Origin of the sequence: Archangium minus (assembly GCF_044360475.1) — a bacterium.
GTDB classification, from domain to species: domain Bacteria; phylum Myxococcota; class Myxococcia; order Myxococcales; family Myxococcaceae; genus Archangium; species Archangium minus.
Genome location: NZ_CP043494.1, coordinates 8,306,566 through 8,323,924 on the forward strand (window position 1 = coordinate 8,306,566; position 17,359 = coordinate 8,323,924).

Annotated in this window: 19 protein-coding genes and 5 tRNA genes; 5 read left to right on the forward strand and 19 right to left on the reverse strand. The window is 66.8% G+C overall.

Translation table 11 applies throughout. The features are described from left to right. Positions 1-58: 58 nt before the first annotated feature. The 17 genes from rplJ to F0U60_RS33775 all read right to left on the reverse strand — a co-directional run bounded on the left by rplJ (position 59) and on the right by F0U60_RS33775 (position 9,654). Positions 59-577 (reverse strand): 50S ribosomal protein L10, encoded by a 519-nt coding sequence (gene rplJ, locus F0U60_RS33695; RefSeq protein WP_395806162.1) that lies wholly within the window; start codon positions 575-577, stop codon positions 59-61. A 416-nt stretch (positions 578-993) separates the two neighbouring features. Next, positions 994-1,707, reverse strand: a complete 714-nt coding sequence (gene rplA, locus F0U60_RS33700; RefSeq protein WP_395806164.1) for a 50S ribosomal protein L1 — start codon at positions 1,705-1,707, stop codon at positions 994-996. 40 nt (positions 1,708-1,747) lie between these two features. Then, entirely contained in the window at positions 1,748-2,191 is a 444-nt protein-coding gene (rplK, locus tag F0U60_RS33705) for a 50S ribosomal protein L11 (protein ID WP_203405992.1), read from the reverse strand. Between the two features lie 102 nt (positions 2,192-2,293). After that, a complete protein-coding gene (nusG, locus tag F0U60_RS33710; protein WP_203405993.1) occupies positions 2,294-2,836 on the reverse strand; it encodes a transcription termination/antitermination protein NusG in 543 nt (180 codons plus the stop codon). Then, positions 2,836-3,279, reverse strand: a complete 444-nt coding sequence (gene secE / locus F0U60_RS33715) for a preprotein translocase subunit SecE (protein ID WP_395806167.1) — start codon at positions 3,277-3,279, stop codon at positions 2,836-2,838. The genes nusG and secE overlap by 1 nt, the downstream gene beginning before the upstream one ends. Before the next feature lie 82 nt (positions 3,280-3,361). Further along, positions 3,362-3,437 (reverse strand) — tRNA-Trp (locus tag F0U60_RS33720). A 27-nt stretch (positions 3,438-3,464) separates the two neighbouring features. After that, on the reverse strand, positions 3,465-3,629 hold the full coding sequence (gene rpmG, locus F0U60_RS33725) for a 50S ribosomal protein L33 (protein WP_108076707.1): 165 nt from the start codon (positions 3,627-3,629) through the stop codon (positions 3,465-3,467). A 97-nt stretch (positions 3,630-3,726) separates the two neighbouring features. Further along, complete coding sequence (gene tuf, locus F0U60_RS33730) at positions 3,727-4,917, reverse strand: elongation factor Tu (protein WP_395806170.1); 1,191 nt, start codon at positions 4,915-4,917, stop codon at positions 3,727-3,729. Between the two features lie 16 nt (positions 4,918-4,933). Continuing rightward, positions 4,934-5,009: transfer RNA gene (locus F0U60_RS33735), tRNA-Thr, on the reverse strand. Positions 5,010-5,031: 22 nt separating this feature from the next. Beyond that, positions 5,032-5,107, reverse strand: a tRNA-Gly gene (locus F0U60_RS33740). A gap of 8 nt (positions 5,108-5,115) precedes the next feature. Beyond that, positions 5,116-5,199 (reverse strand) — tRNA-Tyr (locus F0U60_RS33745). Between the two features lie 88 nt (positions 5,200-5,287). Then, positions 5,288-5,360 (reverse strand) — tRNA-Thr (locus F0U60_RS33750). 129 nt (positions 5,361-5,489) lie between these two features. Continuing rightward, positions 5,490-6,332, reverse strand: coding sequence for a 23S rRNA (guanosine(2251)-2'-O)-methyltransferase RlmB (rlmB, locus tag F0U60_RS33755; RefSeq protein ID WP_395806171.1), 843 nt, complete (start codon positions 6,330-6,332; stop codon positions 5,490-5,492). A gap of 3 nt (positions 6,333-6,335) precedes the next feature. After that, positions 6,336-6,785, reverse strand: coding sequence for a hypothetical protein (locus tag F0U60_RS33760; RefSeq protein WP_395806172.1), 450 nt, complete (start codon positions 6,783-6,785; stop codon positions 6,336-6,338). A 74-nt stretch (positions 6,786-6,859) separates the two neighbouring features. After that, the gene (locus F0U60_RS33765; RefSeq protein WP_395806173.1) at positions 6,860-7,822 is read right to left on the reverse strand and encodes a RimK family alpha-L-glutamate ligase; all 963 of its coding nucleotides are present in this window, start codon (positions 7,820-7,822) and stop codon (positions 6,860-6,862) included. A 66-nt stretch (positions 7,823-7,888) separates the two neighbouring features. Continuing rightward, positions 7,889-9,136, reverse strand: coding sequence for an adventurous gliding motility lipoprotein CglB (gene cglB / locus F0U60_RS33770; RefSeq protein WP_395806174.1), 1,248 nt, complete (start codon positions 9,134-9,136; stop codon positions 7,889-7,891). 125 nt (positions 9,137-9,261) lie between these two features. Beyond that, entirely contained in the window at positions 9,262-9,654 is a 393-nt protein-coding gene (locus F0U60_RS33775) for a hypothetical protein (protein ID WP_395806175.1), read from the reverse strand. A gap of 119 nt (positions 9,655-9,773) precedes the next feature. Here F0U60_RS33775 and F0U60_RS33780 point away from each other — a divergent pair, with 119 nt between their 5' ends. The 4 genes from F0U60_RS33780 to hrpB all read left to right on the forward strand — a co-directional run bounded on the left by F0U60_RS33780 (position 9,774) and on the right by hrpB (position 14,968). After that, the gene (locus F0U60_RS33780) at positions 9,774-10,418 is read left to right on the forward strand and encodes a HEAT repeat domain-containing protein (RefSeq protein ID WP_395806176.1); all 645 of its coding nucleotides are present in this window, start codon (positions 9,774-9,776) and stop codon (positions 10,416-10,418) included. A gap of 37 nt (positions 10,419-10,455) precedes the next feature. Beyond that, positions 10,456-11,160 (forward strand): HAD family hydrolase, encoded by a 705-nt coding sequence (locus F0U60_RS33785; protein ID WP_395806177.1) that lies wholly within the window; start codon positions 10,456-10,458, stop codon positions 11,158-11,160. 83 nt (positions 11,161-11,243) lie between these two features. Next, positions 11,244-12,365, forward strand: a complete 1,122-nt coding sequence (locus F0U60_RS33790; RefSeq protein ID WP_395806178.1) for a hypothetical protein — start codon at positions 11,244-11,246, stop codon at positions 12,363-12,365. Between the two features lie 38 nt (positions 12,366-12,403). Next, positions 12,404-14,968 (forward strand): ATP-dependent helicase HrpB, encoded by a 2,565-nt coding sequence (gene hrpB / locus F0U60_RS33795; protein ID WP_395806179.1) that lies wholly within the window; start codon positions 12,404-12,406, stop codon positions 14,966-14,968. A gap of 98 nt (positions 14,969-15,066) precedes the next feature. Here hrpB and F0U60_RS33800 read toward each other — a convergent pair whose 3' ends face one another. Continuing rightward, on the reverse strand, positions 15,067-15,540 hold the full coding sequence (locus tag F0U60_RS33800) for a GNAT family N-acetyltransferase (RefSeq protein ID WP_395825574.1): 474 nt from the start codon (positions 15,538-15,540) through the stop codon (positions 15,067-15,069). A 250-nt stretch (positions 15,541-15,790) separates the two neighbouring features. On the opposite strand from F0U60_RS33800, the gene F0U60_RS33805 reads away from it, so the two are divergent. Beyond that, positions 15,791-16,858 (forward strand): hypothetical protein, encoded by a 1,068-nt coding sequence (locus tag F0U60_RS33805; RefSeq protein WP_395806180.1) that lies wholly within the window; start codon positions 15,791-15,793, stop codon positions 16,856-16,858. A gap of 7 nt (positions 16,859-16,865) precedes the next feature. On the opposite strand, the gene F0U60_RS33810 is transcribed toward F0U60_RS33805, so the two are convergent. Continuing rightward, positions 16,866-17,339 (reverse strand): hypothetical protein, encoded by a 474-nt coding sequence (locus tag F0U60_RS33810; protein ID WP_395806181.1) that lies wholly within the window; start codon positions 17,337-17,339, stop codon positions 16,866-16,868. Positions 17,340-17,359 lie beyond the last annotated feature (20 nt).

A 17,359-nucleotide genomic window follows, 5' to 3' on the forward strand; every position in this document is an offset into this window, starting at 1 on the left:
TGCTTCCCTCAGGAAGGAAAAGGCCAGAGGTTGGGTGTGGGTCTGCTTCTCGAAACGGTTACTTGGGCTGCTTGTCCACGTTGGCCTGGAGCACGCGGGCCAGCTGGGAGCCGGGGGCCGCGATGGTCCGGACGAGCTTGCCGGCAGGCTGGTTGAGCATGCCGAGCAGCTGGGCGCGGAGCTCGGGCAGACCGGGCATCTTCGCCAGGGCCTTGACGCCCTCGGTGTCGACGCGGCGGCCCTGCACGGACGCGCTACGGACCTTGATGGTCTCGAGATCCTTGATGAAGTCCACGAGGATCTTCGCCGGAGCCACGACATCGTCGTAGCTGATGGCGATAGCCACGGGCCCCACGAAGTCCTCGGCGATGACCTCCACCGGGGTACCCTTCGCAGCGCGCTTGGCCAGCGTGTTCTTCAGGACCTTGTAGTCCACCTTGCCGTCGCGGAACTTCTTGCGCAGCTTGGTGACCGTCTCAACGTTCAGCTTGGAAAACTCAGCGACGATCGCGGTCTGGGCCCGCGAAAACTTCTCGTTGAGTTCCTTGATGAGTTCTTCCTTCTCGCTCTTGATCACTTGGTTTCACCTCCTCACGACACCCACCCGAAGGCGGGCTGGATTACCTGGGCCACGCAAGTGGCAGAGCGAGAGGAGCCTCGAGAGGCACCACACCGCACCTCCAGTCTCGGCAGGGCGACTCTAAGAGTCGTTTGAACCCGAGGAGGTTCCCGTGTCTCCGACCGGTTGTCCGGTTGCCAACGGAGGGCACGAGCACCCGCTAGGGTCCCTGCTGTCTGGGACCAGGGATGTTCGAGGCGCCGTGTCTCATCAACATGGCGCCTCAATTGCAAAAGCCGGGGCGCTATACCCGCGGCTTCGCAAAAGGTCCAGCAAATTTTGACAGCGGGCGTCAAGCAGACGACGGGGAGGGCCTCCAAATGCGAGGTGACCCTCCCCGGCCATAACCGACGACTCCCCTGCCCTACTCCTGACTACCGATGACGGGCGAGGATCTCAGTGGTGTCGATCTTGATGCCCGGGCTCATGGTGGCGGAGATGGCCACGCCCTTGAGGTAGACGCCCTTGGCGGTGGCCGGCTTGAGCTTCATCACCAGGTCCACCAGGGTGTTGAAGTTCTCCTGGAGCTTCTCCGGGGTGAAGGAGGCCTTGCCGAGTTTGGCGTGAACGATGCCCGCCTTCTCAGCGCGGAACTCCACCTTACCGCCCTTGGCATCCCGGACGGCCTTGGCCACGTCCATGGTCACCGTGCCCACCTTCGGGTTGGGCATGAGGCCACGGGGACCCAGCACCTTACCGAGCCGACCGACCACACCCATCATGTCCGGGGTGGCGATGACGGTGTCGAACTCGAGGAAACCGCCCTCGATCCGCTTGGCCAGGTCGTCGCCGCCGACCACGTCGGCGCCGGCGCCCTCAGCCTCGGTGGCGCGCTCGCCCTTGGCGAACACGGCCACGCGCACCGTGGCACCGGTGCCGTGCGGGAGGACCACGGCGCCACGGACCATCTGGTCCGCGTGCTTCGGGTCCACGCCGAGGTTGAGCGCCACCTCGACGGTCTGATCGAACTTGGTGCCGCGCAGGCCCGAGGTCTCCTTCAGGAGCTGGAAGCCATCGGCGATGCTGTAGCGCTTGTTGCGGTCCACCTTCGTGGCGGCGGCGCGGAACTTCTTACCGGTCTGAGGCATGTGGAAAATCCTCTTTTAGAAAGGGTGAAGGTGGAGAAGGTCAGACGACATCGATGCCCATGGAACGCGCGGTGCCAGCGATGGTGCGCATGGCGGCGTCCAGGGAGCCGGCGGTCGTATCCTCGATCTTCTTCCGGGCGATCTCCTCGAGCTGCTTCTGGGTGATCTGCCCCACCTTCTCCTTGCCCGGCTTCTTGGCGCCCGAGCCCTTCTTCTTCTCGGTGTGCAGGCCTGCCGCCTTCTTGATGAGGACCGCGGCCGGCGGGGTCTTCAGGATGAAGGTGAAGGAGCGGTCCTGATACACGGTGATGATCACCGGGATGATCAGACCTTCCTTGGCCTCCGCCTGGGTCTTGGCGTTGAACTGCTTGCAGAACTCCATGATGTTCACGCCCTGCTGACCGAGCGCGGGGCCGATCGGCGGAGCGGGGTTCGCCTTGCCGGCGGGGATCTGCAGCTTGACCTGTCCTGTGACCTTCTTCATCGGCTGACAACTGCCTTTCGAGATGGTGGTTCCTACGGGCCGCTTGACGGGCGGCCCTCCCACCCTGGGTATCCCCGAGCGCTCGTGCGCCAGGGAAGACTGCTAGCCGGTGGTCTTCTCCACCTGCATGAAATCGAGCTCTACCGGGGTCGCACGACCGAAGATGCTCACGAGCACCTTCACGCGACCCTTCTCCGCGTTGACCTCTTCCACCGTGCCATTGAAGTTGGCGAAGGGGCCATCGATGACCCGGACGGTGTCGCCGTCGGAGAACTGCACCTTGGGCTTGGGCTTGAGCGTGCCCTCGGAGATCTGGGAGGTGAGCCGGGCCACCTCCGCATCCGAGATGGGCGTGGGCTGCTGGTTCTGCGCCGCACCGGGGAAACCGGTGATCTTCGGCGTGTTCTTCACCAGGTGCCAGGAGCGGTCATTCAGCTCCATCTGCACGAAGATGTAGCCCGGGAAGAACTTGCGCCGGGACGTCTTCTTCTCGCCCTTCACCATCTCGACGACCTGTTCCATGGGAATCAGGATTTCGCCGAACAGGTCCTGCAACCCCTCGAGACGGATCCGCTCCTCCAAGCTCTTCTTCGCCTGGTTCTCAAAGTTCGAGTAGGTGTGGACCACGTACCATTTCATCGCCATTACAGCTTCCCCCAGATGGCGGGTATCCACTCAACCATAAGGTTGTAGGCGAGAGTGTCGATGCAGAAGAGGAGGACGGCCGCCACGACGGAGGCGACAATGACCGCCATGGTCGACGCCTTGGTCTCCGCCCAAGACGGCCAGGTGACCTTCATCAACTCGGAGGCGACTTCCAGCGAGAGCGCGTGGGTCTTGGGGTGCACATAGGCCCCCACCACAATGCCCGCGGCAACCAGGAAGCCCACCAACGTGGAGACCTGCCAGTCGACGCCATCGATGATGACGGGATCGCCCCAGCCGGCTCGGGCCCAGATGAGGCCACAGACGTGCTCCAGGAAGAGCGCGAAGATGAGACCCGCGATGAGGAAGAAGATGACCACGAGCCGCTTCGGGTCCATACCGGAACGGTTCGCTTGCTGGCTGGCCTCAGATGCCGCTGCCATGATTCCTCGCTGACTTGCTTGATGCCGGAAAACACAGGGACCCCCGGTACCTGAGTACCGAGGGTCCCTGCAACTGAACAATTGGCAGGCCAGGAGGGATTCGAACCCCCAACACGCGGATTTGGAGACCGCTGCTCTACCGTTGGAGCTACTGGCCTAAAGAACACCCGACCACAACAACCGAACTAGACCTTACCTTCCTTATGGACGGTATGCTTCCGGTCGCGGGGGCAGAACTTGCTCAGCTCGAGCTTGTCCTGACTCTTCCGCTTGTTCTTGGTGGTGTAGTAGTTCCGCTCCTTGCACACCGTGCACTCGAGCGAAATGATGCTGCGGTTACCCTTGGGCATGACTTGAACTCGATAGACACGAGGGGAAAGCTGCTTATCACAGCTCCCCCCTCGGGGTTGAGCGCCAAGAGGGACGGGCTAGAAGCCCGCCCGCTCACTAGGCGATGATCTCGGCCACGACGCCGGCGCCCACGGTACGGCCACCCTCGCGGACGGCGAAGCGGAGCTCCTTCTCCATGGCCACAGGGGTGATCAGCTCCACCTCGATGGCAATGTTGTCGCCCGGCATCACCATCTCGACGTTCTCAGGCAGCTTCACCGTGCCCGTCACGTCCGTGGTGCGGAAGTAGAACTGCGGCCGGTAGCCCTTGAAGAACGGGGTGTGACGGCCACCCTCTTCCTTCGTGAGCACGTAAATCTGCGCCTTGAACTTGGTGTGCGGGGTGATGGAGCCCGGCTTGGCCAGCACCTGACCACGCTCCAGGTCCTCACGCTTCAGGCCGCGCAGCAGCGCGCCGATGTTGTCGCCCGCCATGCCCTCGTCCAGCAGCTTGCGGAACATCTCTACGCCCGTAACCACCGTCTTCTGCGTGGGGCGGATACCGACAATCTCGATTTCCTCGCCCACCTTCACCTTGCCGCGCTCCACGCGACCGGTGGCCACCGTACCGCGGCCGGCGATGGAGAACACGTCCTCCACCGGCATCAGGAAAGGCTTGTCCGTCGCACGCTGCGGGGTGGGGATGTACTTGTCCACCGCCTCCATCAGCTTGAGGATGGCCGGCTCGCCGATGTCCGAGGTGTCACCCTCGAGCGCCTTGAGGGCGCTGCCGGGGACGATGGGAATCTCGTCGCCGGGGAAGTCGTACTTCTTGAGCAGGTCGCGGACTTCCATCTCCACGAGCTCACGCAGCTCGGGGTCGTCCAGCATGTCGACCTTGTTCAGGAAGACCACAATGTAGGGCACGCCGACCTGACGGGCGAGCAGGATGTGCTCACGCGTCTGAGGCATCGGGCCGTCTGCGGCGGACACCACGAGGATGGCGCCGTCCATCTGCGCCGCGCCCGTGATCATGTTCTTGACGTAGTCGGCGTGGCCCGGGCAGTCGACGTGGGCATAGTGCCGGTTGGTCGTCTGGTACTCCACGTGGGCGGTGGAGATGGTGATGCCGCGCTCGCGCTCCTCAGGGGCCTTGTCGATCTGGTCGTACGCGAGGAAAGTCGCGCCGCCGGTCTTCGCCAGCACCTTCGTGATGGCCGCCGTCAGGGACGTCTTGCCGTGGTCAACGTGGCCGATGGTGCCGATGTTGACGTGCGGCTTAGTTCTTTCGAACTTTTCCTTGGACATAACGCTCCTCGAAAAATGGAGCCCTGAACCAGGATTGAACTGGTGACCTCATCCTTACCAAGGATGCGCTCTGCCAACTGAGCTATCAGGGCTTGTATCTGCGACTACAACAACTGGAGCGGGAAATGGGACTCGAACCCACGACATTCAGCTTGGAAGGCTGACGCTCTACCAACTGAGCTATTCCCGCGATTCCGATGGAGGGGGTTGGATTCGAACCAACGAAGGCGTAGAGCCGGCAGATTTACAGTCTGCTCCCTTTGGCCGCTTGGGTACCCCTCCGCAACCGCTATCCTCAACTACCGTAAAACCGTTGTTTCTTCCTACTGCTTTTTTGCCCCGGGCCCTCATCCGCGGCCCCGTTCTTCTTGGCCGGCGGCGGGACTTGAACCCGCGACCTACTGATTACAAATCAGTTGCTCTACCGACTGAGCTACACCGGCGTCCAGCAACTTCGACTACGTCCCCTACCCCGTCCACCTCCTCGCCGGCACCGTCAACCACCCGTCCCGTCGAGGCGCGCCCTTTTAGAAGTCCCCGCCGTTCAAGTCAAGCGGTTTGATCCGCCGGGTTCAACTTCCGGCACCGGGACGTGACATCCCCCGCTGCCGGGCGGCCTCGTATAGCAGAATCGCCGCAGAAACGGACGCATTCAGGGAACCGACCTGACCCAGCATCGGAATCCTGAGGCGGAAATCACAGTGTTCCAGGACGCCCTGTCGCACGCCCGCTCCCTCGGCCCCCACGACCAACGCCAATGGCCCGTCCAGCCGAGCGCTCCACATGGGCTCGTTCGAGTGAGGGTCCGCCGCGGCGATCCACACCCCGGCCTCCTTCAACTCCTCCAGCGTTCGGGACAGGTTGGTCACCCGCGCGATGAGACAGTGCTCCACTGCCCCTGCCGAGGCCTTGGCCACCACCCCCGTCACCGGCACCGCTCGATCCTTGGCGATGATCACCCCGTGGGCCCCCAGCGCGTGCGCCGAGCGGATGATGGCCCCGAAGTTATGGGGATCCTGAATGCCATCCAGCACCACGAACAGGGGAGGACGTCCGCTTGCCTCGGCCGCCTCCAACAGGTCCGGCAGCTCCGCGTACTCGAAGCCCCGTAGCTCGGCGACTACCCCCTGGTGCACTCCGCCATCGGCCATCACGGCCAGCCGCTCCCGCGGCACGCGCTCCACCCGAATGCCCGAGTCCCTCGCGCGGCTGAAGATCTCCGCCGCCGCCTTTGCGGCAAGCTGCCCCTCGGTGATGAAGAGGCGCTCTACCCGCTCCGCATGCGCCCGGAGCGACTCGAGGACCGGGTTCACCCCGTAGACGTAGCGCTGCTCGGCGCGCTCACGGTCTCCCCCGCGCTCGCGCCCTCCACGATCCCCACGCTCACTGCCCCTGGATGAACGCTGGCGAACCACGGGCTAGAGGACCTCGACAGGCAGGGAGAACGTCTTCTGCTGCCGAGCGCAGAGCTGCTCCGAGCAGATGAAGAAGGTGAGCTTCGCCTCCAGCGTCCCCTTGCCAGCCGCCGTGGCCTTGAAAGGCACCTCGAAGCGCGGATCCACGAACTGCTGCCCCACGGCCTTCTTCGCCACCGAGTCCTTCAGCGCCAGCTTCTCCTGGGTGGGCGTCAGTTGCGTTCCCTTGAGTTCCAGCTTCAGCGGCGCCTCGTCGGACACATGCGCCCCCTGCTTGCTCTTGATGGACAGCACGAACACGCCCTGCTCTCCCGCCTTCACCTTCGTGGAAGTCCCCTCCGTGCTCACCTCGTAGAGGGTCGCAGGGTCCACCTGGCCCTCGGCATAGGCATGGGTGCAAGCGAGAGCCACCACCGCGGCGGCCAGGGAGGTGATGCGTCGGACGTGCAGCATGGTTCGTTCTCCTCTGGAGAGTCAGCGGGCCCCCTATATCACCGCCCCTCCGACCACCGGGGTCCTCTTTCTTCTCATCCCTCGCCCGCGGAGGCCTTGGAAGCCTTCTTACGCCGAGAGGGAATCATCGGCTCGGGCTCGGGCAGGCCGACTCTCGGTCCCCCGGCCGCCAGTTCCTCAGCACGCTGGATGATGATGCTGGCCAGATCCAACCCCGTGGCTGCCTCCATCTCCGGGAGGGCCGGCGAGCTGTTGACCTCGAACACCTTCGCCTTCCCCTCCGGCACGGCCAGCAAATCCACCGCCGCCACTTCCAGCCCCACCAACGAGGCCGTCTTCTCCGCCGCCAGTCGCTGGGGCTCCGTCAGCTCGATGCCTTCCAGCCGCGCGCCCCGGTTCAACGTGTAGGAGAGCCGTCCAAACCTGGGCCGGCGCCGCACGGCCGCCACCGCGTGGCCTCCCACCACCAACACCCGCACGTCCTGCCCGGAGTTCTGCACATACTGCTGGACGACCAGGTTGTGCCCCAGCCCAAGAATGGCCTCGAGCGCCGCCTCCAGCGACTGGAGGCTCTCGCACACCATCACCCCGTGTTTCTCCTGACCCTGCAGCAGCTTCACCAGCACCGGCACGCCGCCCACCAGGCCCACCATGGCCTTCAGGTCCGCCGCGTCACGCGCCATGACTGTCGCTGGAATGTCGATACCGTGCGCCGACAACAGCTGCAGCGAGCGCAGCTTGTTGCGTGACTCGGCGATCGCCCGCGCCGTGTTCACCAGCGGAACCCCGCACATGGCGAACTGATTCACCACCGCCAAGCCGTAGTTGTTGATGGACTGCGCGATGCGCGGGATGACCACGTCGCATGGGGACAGCTTGCGGCGCCGGTAGTAAAGGTTGGCGCGCTGTCCATCCAGGTGCATTTCCACCCGGACCGGGTTGAGCACACGCACCTGATGCCCTCTCGCGCGCCCGGCCTCGACGAGTCGCTTGGTGGACGAAATGGAGGCGGAGCGCGAGAGGATGGTGATCTTCATGGGCGGCCAGGGCGGGCGCCGGAGACATAGCCCCACCCCTTCACCGCGTAAAGCCGCCCCAGGGGACTATCGCCGCTGAACGGCGCGTACCTCGATGTCCACGGGCGCGCTCGTCGTGGAAGTCTTGATGCGCTCGCACGTGGTGCCCGAAAAGAGGATGCCATCATCCGTCAGGCTCCAGGTGTCCGCGCCCGAGGAGAGGCGCTCCCCGTTGATGTAGACCACCACCAGCTCCTGCGAGGTCGGACGCTCGGTTGCATCGAAGGTCAGCAGGCAGGGGTTATCCACCAAGATCTTCCCGCTGATATCCTTCAGGGCCGAGACCAGATCATTCCTGTTGGCCGCCTGGAAGAACTGGCGGTTGCAGAGGCTCTTGCTCTTATCGCACGTGTCACCCGAGCCGCAGTCCGAGTCCTGCGAACACTTGCGCTCGAAACCACCCGCCTCGGCCATGGCGTTGAGCGTCGCAGCGCCCCGCTTCCCCGTATCGCTGGAGGAGTCGAAGTCCGCGCCAAAGCCGATGACGATGGTCTTGATATCCTTGCGGCGCAGCTCATTCACCGCCGCCACCGACTCATCGTTGTCGAGGCAGCCGATCTGCTTGCCGGCGGTGCAATCCAACAGGGTGCAGAAGCAAGCGGGATCCGGATAGGGCTTCGGGAAGGCCGCGTTGCAGTTGGGAAGACCGTCCGTGAGCAGCAGCACGAAGTCGGCTCGCTCCGCCGACTGCAGCTCGCTGAGCCCGCCCATGAACTTGAGGCTCGCGCTGGTGGGCGTACCACCCCGGGGCGTCGGCTCTCCCGTGGACGAGGCGTTCTTGATCTTGAAGATCTCCGTCTTCACCTCCTCGGCCTTGGTTGCGAGCGAGGCCTCGTCCTCGACGCCCTCGGCGGGCAGATTGACGCTGATCGAGGACGTGGAGCCACACGACGCATCCGCCGGATAGGTGGCGAGCCCGAAGCGCGCGAGCTTGCCGCTGCTGTTGAGGAAGTCCTGCATCGCGCCCTGCAGCTCGCTCCAGCGCGTGGGACAGATGGCCGTATTGCACGGACGGGACGAATCGCCACAGACCTTACCGCCCACGAGACAGTTCGGATCCGACGGTTTCACCGGCTCCGTCATCGAGCCGGACTTGTCCACCAGAAGCATCAGGTTCGGCTTGGCCGCCCGTGCCTCGATATGTCGCGTCTCCGTCGTCTGCGAGATGGCGAGCGGATCCACCGGCTCGAAGTCATACGTCTGGCAACCGGTGGCGAGAACACCACCGAAGGTGCCCACGACAAGGGCGCTCAGGAAGGTCAGCTTGGCGCGCATAGATTGATTTCGCTCCGCGGAAACAGGCGCGGGACATCCCCCGCGCTTACCAGGGTCCGGCCCCGAAAGTGTGCCGAGGATACCCTCTCCGGCGCGCTCACGGCCAGCGCCAACTCCAGGCCTACCTAGAGGGCAAGGGTGCGTGCAGTTGCTGTCAATCTCCACAGCGACGCCAATCCCATCACCTCGTCCAGCGTCCCCTGAAGCTCTTCCGGCGCGTATCCACAGATTCTTACCGTGGTGTCGCACGCCACCAGCTTCGCGCCCAGTGCCCGAGCCTCCTCCAGCATCCGTACCGGCGTGGACACTCCGAGTCCTTCCGCACGTGCACTCTCCGACAACTCCCTCTCGCTGTGCGGCAGACCGAAGCGGCCTCGCACCAGCGCCCGCAGCGCGTCAAAGGCGAAGACGAAGTACACCTCGTCCCCCATGGCCGCCGCGGTCATCCCCATCGAGGCGGCCTGAAACGCAGGCTCGTAGGTGGCGTGCTGCAGGAAGAAGAAGACTCGTCCGGCCATGGGAGCGCGACAATACAAGAATCCACTTTCAGCAAAAGGTACTCAGGGGGGCGTCGAATCCACCCACGTCTCCGGCCTATAACGGGGCTCCGTCAAAGGTCCGTACGAGGGAGCACCCCATGTCTTTCTCCCCCCCAGCCGTTCCCGCTCGCGCCGCCGCGCACTCCCGCAGGTGGCGCGCTGCCCTCGTCTCCACGTGTGCGCTCGCCACGTTGCTCCTGACGGGTCCCTCCCCCTTCGGCGAGGCCTCTGCGGTCAGGATGCCCCCCGCCTCCCCCGCGCCCCAGCCCCGCGCAACGGTTCGTGAGAAGATCCTCCGCCTGCTCGAGCGTCCCGAGGCCCTTCCCCGCGCCGCGGATTGGGCCCCTCTCGGTCCCGACGCACTCACCGAGCTGCTCGAGCTCGCCAGCAACCCCTCCTCCCCCGAGCCCCAGCGCACCCGCGCTGTCGCTGCCATCGCCGTGGTGGAGAACCCCGAGGCCACCCAGCGCCTCCAGGGACTCCTGATCAGCCAGGCCACCCCCGACTCCGTGCGCGCCGCCGCCACGCTCGCCCTCAGCCGCCGCGCGGGGCTCGAGGCCTTCCCCCTGCTGACCCCTCTCCTTGCCGATCGCAGCGAACAGGTGCGCGCTACCGCCGCCCAGACTCTCGGGCGAATGGGCGGCGCCGAGGCCCGCAAGGTCCTGGAGGAGCGGCTACCCTTCGAGGAGACCCTCGTCGTTCGCGAGGCGATCCAGCAGGGGCTCAGCTATATCGAGCCGTAGGCCGTAGGGGCTCGCATCGGAGCGGCGCTTCCGTTAGATGGGGGCCATGCGCCCCACCGTGCTCCTCTTCGATATTGATGGCACCCTCGTCACCACCGGAGGGGCCGGTCGCCGCTCCATGGGACTCGCCTTCGAGCGCCTCCACGGCCGCCGCGATGCCTGTGACTCCTTCAGCCTGTCCGGCATGACCGACCGCGCCATCGTCCGCAAGGCGCTCGAGATCATTGGCGTCCAACCCACCCCCGAGGCCATTACCGCCGTCATCGATACCTACCTCCAGTACCTTGCCCAGGAGGTTCCCCTCGTCGATGAGCGCGACTACCGCCTCCATCCCGGCATGCGCGAAGCCGTCGACGCCGCCCTGTCCCGCAAGGGCTTCGCCGTGGGGCTCGGCACCGGCAACGTGCGCGCAGGTGCTCGTATCAAGCTCGAGCGCGTCCGCATCCATGACCGCTTCTCCTTCGGTGGCTTCGGCTGCGACCACGAGGACCGCGTCGAGCTCATCCGCCATGGCGCTCGCAGCGGCGCCGCCCTGCTCGGCGTCCCCGTCGAGGAATGCCGCGTCGTCGTCATCGGCGATACGCCTAAGGACGTCGCCGCCGCCCAGGGCATTGGCGCCACCAGTATCGGGGTGGGGACCGGCAACTTCACCCCCGAGGCCCTGCTCGCCTCCGGTGCAACCTACGCCTTCCCCGACTTCACCGCCCGCGAAGCGCTCGCCGCCTTGCTCGACGGGCGCTGAGCCGGGTTCGCTCTTCCGGTAACGCGCTGCCCCGGGTGTGCTATCTCGGCCGTCCCGCTCAGGACCCGAGGAGGCCCCACCCCATGTCGCTGTCCACCCTCGAAGCCTACGATCTCGTCCGTTTCGCCGAGGCCTTTGACTCGCGCCTCGCCGCCGCCGATGAGCTGCTCGCGGGCCGCCCGGGTCTGGAGCGTGAGAAGGAGTGGCTGGCCACCGCCGTCCAGATCGTCCGCACCGAGCGCGCCCCCGCCGCCTCCATCCTGGAGAAGGTGCGCGACCTGCCCGAGCTCGAAGAGGTCCGCGAGGAGTTCGCCTTCAACCTCCAGAACGTCTGGGTCGACAGCCTGGAGAAGCTCCACGCTGGCATCACCTTCTGCGCCAGCAGCCGCTCCCCCGTCATCGAGGCCCTCTTCCCCCACCTCAAGTTCCCCCAGCTGCGCCGCGCCTCCCGCGAGGCCCTCCAGGAGTTCGTCGCCAGCTACGAGCGCCGCCTCAAGTCCTCCTACGTCTCCCGCATCCTCGCTCGCGACGACTTCTCCTTCGTCCGCCCCGTGCTGAACCAGGTGGCCTCCGCCTACGCGCACTGGCAGTCCTGCTTCGCCCCCGTGCAGCTCCCCCACGAGCAGGCCGCTCCCCTCCGCGCCGAGCTCATCGCCCTGGGCAAGCGGCTGGACATCGCCCTGCGCCAGGCCCGGTGCCTCGCCGAGGCGGCCCTCGCGCCCCTCCCGGAGGCCTTTGAAAACTCCGGTCTCGCCGCCAAGCCTCGCAAGCGCGCCGGGCGCGGGCTGCCGTTCCCGGACTCGACCGAGGTGGCCCCTCCCGAGGCCGGTGCCTCCGAGGCCGAAGTCGCAGACTCGGTGCCTCTCGAGTCCAACTCCGTCGAGCCCAGTGCCGCGGAGCTGGCCGAGCTCGCCGCCCTCTCCGGGTCCGCTCCCCCAGAGCCGAGTTCCACCGAGATCTCACCCGAGGCGCCTCCTGCCCCCGAGGTTGTCGCCGCGGCTCCGGCTCCGGAGGCTCTGCCAGCTCCAGAGGCCCCGCCCGCTCCCCCGGCTGCCGAGCCGCCTGCCACTGAGGCCTCCGCTCCTCAGTCCGAGCCCGCTCCCGAGGCGAAGTCCGCTCCCGAGGCGAAGTCCGCTCCCAAGCCGGCCGGCAAGCGTGGACGCAAGAAGAGCGAGCCCAAGTCCACCACCTCGGAGTCGACCTGAAAGCCGGGGCCTCGGGCCACCGTTAAGAGGAATCGGCCATGGCCGACGTCGCCCTTCCTATTGATCCGCTCCTGCCTGAGATCGTCTCCACCCTGCGTGGCGCGAGCTCGCTCGTGCTGGAAGCCCCTCCCGGCGCCGGTAAGACGACCCGCGTGCCCCGCGCCCTGCTCGAAGCGGGCCTCGGCCAGGGCAAGGAGATCGTCGTCCTCCAGCCCCGCCGCCTCCCCACTCGGCTCGCCGCCCAGCGCGTCTCCGAGGAGATCGGCGAGCGCGTGGGCGAGACCGTCGGCTACCAGGTCCGCTTCGAGGACGTCCGCGGCCCCAAGACGCGCCTCTCCTTCGTCACCGAGGGCGTGCTCGGACGCCGCCTCCTCTCCGACCCCACCCTGCGCGACGTGGGCGTCGTCGTGCTCGATGAGTTCCACGAGCGCCACCTCTCCGCCGACATCTCGCTCGCCCTCCTCCGACGTCTCCAGCAGGGCCCCCGGCGCGACCTGAAGCTCGTCGTCATGTCCGCCACGCTGGAGGCCGCCCCCATCAGCGCATACCTCGACAACTGCCCCACCCTCCGCTCCGAGGGCCGCCGCTTCGACGTCAGCCTCGAGTACCTCCCCACCGCCGATGACCGCTACCTCGATGCCCAGGTGCTCTCCGGCATCAAGCGGCTCCACGCCAACGGGCTCGATGGCGACGTGCTCGTGTTCCTCCCCGGCGCAGGGGAGATCCGCCGCGCCAAGGAGACCTGCTCCGAGTTCGCCGAACGTCACGGCATCGACCTGCTCCCCCTCCACGGCGACCTGCCCCCCGCCGAGCAGGACCGCGCTGTGCGCCGCAGCTCGCGCCGGAAGATCATCCTCTCCACCAACGTCGCGGAGACCTCCGTCACCATCGACGGAGTCGCCGCCGTCATCGACTCTGGCCTGGCCCGCGTGGCCTCGCACTCGCCCTGGTCCGGGCTGCCCATCCTCAAGCTCGCCAAGGTGAGCCGCGCCTCCGCCACCCAGCGCGCCGGCCGCGCCGGTCGTACCCGCTCCGGCCACTGCCTCCGCCTCTACACCCAGCACGACTTCGACGGCCGCCCCGAGCAGGATGCCCCCGAAATCCGCCGCATGGACCTGGCTGAGACCGTGCTCGCCCTGCGCGCCTCGGGCATCAAGGACCTGGCCTCCTTCCCCTTCTTCGAGCCCCCTCCGGCCGCCTCGCTCGAAGCCGCGGAGACGCTCCTGCGCCGTCTGGGCGCCGTCGCCTCTGATGGTTCCGTGACGGACATCGGCCAGCGGCTCCTGCGCTTCCCCCTCCACCCGCGCCAGGCCCGCATCATCGTCGAGGGCGAGCGGCGCGGGGTCGGCGCGGACGCGGCCCTGCTTGCCGCCCTCGTCGGTGAGCGCGACATCCGCCGCGAGGCTCGCACCAACCTCTCCGGGCCCGGTCGGGCTGCCAACGTCGTCGCCGGACCCTCGGATCTGCTGGAGCTACTTGAGCGCTTCCGCGAGGCCGAGCGCTCCAACTTCTCCTCCGGCCGCGTTCAGTCGCTCTCTCTGGAGCAAGGTGCCGTGCAGGCCGTGGATCGCGTTCAGCGCCAGCTCCGGCGGGCCGTGCGCGAGCAGGGGCCTCGGCCCTCCCGTCCCGAGGACGTGGAACAAGCGCTGATGCTCAGCGCGCTCGCCGGCTACCCGGACCGCGTGGCCCGCCGTCGCAAGCCCCGTGCCCCCGACCTCCTGCTCTTCGGCGGCGGTACCGCACAGCTCTCCGAGGTCAGTGTCGTCCAGGAGCCCGAGCTCATGATCGCCGTGGACGCCGAGGAGCGCCCCGGTCGTGGCGTCATCATCCGCCTCGCCAGCTCCGTCGAGCCCGAGTGGCTCCTCGACCTGTACCCCGACGCCCTGGAGGAGGTGGACGCCCTCCAGTGGAACCCCGCCTCCAAACGCGTTGAGCGCATCACCCGCCTGTCCTACGGCAACCTCGTCCTCGAGGAGACCCGTACCCCCGCGCCCCCCTCCGAGGAGGCCGCACGCGTCCTCGTCGAGCAGGCCCTCGCCGCCGGCCCCTCCCGCTTCGCCGACCCCGAGGCCCTCCAGCAGTGGCGCACCCGTGTCGCCCTGCTCGCCCAGGCCTTCCCCGAGGCCGGGTTCCCCACCGTGGATGACGCGTTCATGCGCGACTCGCTCGCATCCCTGTGCGCCGGCGCCCGGAGCTTCGCGGACCTCGAAGGCGTTTCACTCCTCGACGCGCTCTACTCCCGGCTCACCTCCGAGCAGGCCCGCCTCCTCTCCAACCACGCCCCCGAGAAGGTCTCCCTGCCCGGCGGCCGCACCGCCAAGGTCCACTACGAGCCCGGGAAACCCCCTTGGGTTGAGTCCCGGCTCCAGGACTTCTTTGGTATGGCCCAGGGACCCAGTGTGTGCGCCGGGCGGGTTCCCCTTGTGCTCCACCTGCTCGCCCCCAACATGCGGGCGGTCCAGGTGACCACGGACCTCGCCGGCTTCTGGGAGCGCCACTACCCCTCCATCCGTAAGGAGCTGTGCCGGAAATACCCCAAGCACAGCTGGCCCGAGGATCCTCGCCACGCGCAGACCCCGGCCGAGCGCGGCCGACGGATTTGACGGGGGGACAGGGGGTGGTGGGTCTACCCCGGATCCAACCCGAGGGCTTCCATACCCTCACCCCGTCCCTCTCCCAGAGGGAGAGGGTGGAAGTGGGGCTACAGCTTCTTGCGCATCTCCAGGTGGTCGATGCCTGCTTCCTTGAAGACCTCGCCCAGCACCTCGTAGCCCTGCTTCTTGTAGAACTCGAGTGCGTACAGCTGCGAGTGCAGCATGATGCCGTTCACTCCCCGACGCCGCGCCTCGTCCTCCAGCGTCGTCAGGAGCATCGCGCCCACTCGAGCCTTCCGGTGCGCTTGCAGCACCGCCATGCGCCCAATCTGCGCCCACACCCCGGACTCTCCGGGCGGCGGCTCTGGCAACATCACCAGACGCCCCGTCCCGATGGCGTGCCCACCTTGGAACGCCAGCACGTGGTACGCCTTCGCATCCTCGGCGTCCCGCTCGATGCCTTCGGGCACGTGCTGCTCTTCGATGAACACCACCTCGCGGATGGCGAGCGCCTGCCACAACTCAGCCTCGGTCTTGATCTGAGCAATGGTGACCGGTTGGGGATTCTCCGCGTTCGACATGACGCCGGGCAAGGTACACAAATCCCGGCGGCTCAAACAGACGAAAAGGCACGCCGACGCACCAAGAGCGCCCATGTCGCGGTGCCCGCCTTGCAGGCCGCCGGGCGTCCTCCTCCCACCCGCCCCGGGACGTCTACCTCCGACCCCTTCGCCATCATACCGGCCACGTCCTCCCCGTTTTCGCCGCCGCGCTCGTTCTTCGCATCTCCCCCACAGAACCGGGCTTCCTGGCGTGATAGATTCTGGCGCGATGCGATCCGCTCTCCTCGCACTCGCCCTCTGCCTCGTCTCCCTCCCCGCCGCGGCCCAGCCCGAGCTCTTCTTCGGCTCCGGCAACGACGTGCCCAATATCAAGGAGGAAGACTTCGACCGCCGCTTCCTCAAGACCGGCATCCACCAGGCCCTCGTCCAGGGGACGAGGGATCCCAACTGTGCCCTGCTCCTCGGTGGGCTGTTCACGCTGCTCGGTGAGACGGCGCCCCTGCTCCACAAGCGCGACGAGAACTTCTACCTGGACCCCCTGCTCGTCGAGGCGCTCAACACGCAGCTCAGCAACCCGCGCTTTCAGGCCAACGCGTACCTGGTGGCCATGGTGCGGCGCGTGTTGATCGACCGCAAACTCCCCGCCCCCTGGTTCCAGACCGCGGCCGCGCTCGGACCCCTGGTGCTCACCATCGACGTGGGCAAGCTGCGCTTCATCTCCGAGGGGCTGCAGCCCATTGACAGCTTCTTCCTCACCCTCCCCGCCCTGCGCGACCGCTATGAGATTGAGGTCCGCCGCGCCAACGCCACCGCCGCCCGCTCCGCCGAGAAGGTGTTCCGCGAGAACTACCTCGACCGGCAGGTGGCCTTCGGCGGCCTGGAGCTGCTCGACCTGAACGTGGAGCAGCCGAAGAAGAAGAAGAAGTCCAAGAAGCGCGGGAGCGAGCCCCTCGAGGAGGAGCCCGAGGTCCCCACGGCCGTGGCTCGGATGGTGTGGTACCCGCCCGATCCCAACGCCGGAGAGCTCAACGTCTTCGGCACGCCCAAGAAGCGGCCCGTGGTCAACATCACCGCGCGGCTCGCGCCCCAGCAGTACCTGGACCTGAGCCGCATCCCCAAGGGCACCCAACTGATGGTGCGCGGACGCTTCTGGGGCTTCAAGAAGGCGGTGGAGGACATTGAGCTGCGCGACGCGCTCATCTTCCAGGACCGCAACTGGTCCCAGGGCAACGTCCTGGTGGACCCCAACGCCGTGGCCCGCTGCCCGCTCGCCGTCAACGACTTGATGGGCATGGCCCCCGCGCAGTCGGGAGCCTTCGGCCAACCGAGCCGCTAGTCACGCGCTATCCGGCCATGGCCGGGGACGCGCTCTGGGCCGCCGACCGGGCCGCGGCGGTCCGCCACATCCAGGGAGCCGTCACCAGCTGGAAGAGGCCCAGCGTGCCGTTCAGGTAGAGCCATTTGTAGTGCACGTAGCGCGCCTGGATCCACCACTGCACCATCAGCTCGAGGTTCATCACGAACACCAGCGTGGTGACCGCCACCATGAGCGCAATGCCCGCCTGGCGCCGCACCAGCAGCAACACCACCGTCAGCGGATTGAAAAGCGCGAACGACGTCGAGATGACGTTCCACACGAACGGAAGCGTGGTGCCGGGCGCCGGCCCCGTCGTGCGCGCCAGCGGCTGGTTCACCACCAGATCCATGAGGTGAGCGAACCCGCCGAAGCTGAAGCAGATGCAGTAGATGACAAGAAAGATGATCTCGGTGCGGCGCGAGAGCGTCCGGGAGGACTGGGGGCTGGAGTCGGTGGTCATGAGGTGGAAAACAGTACTCG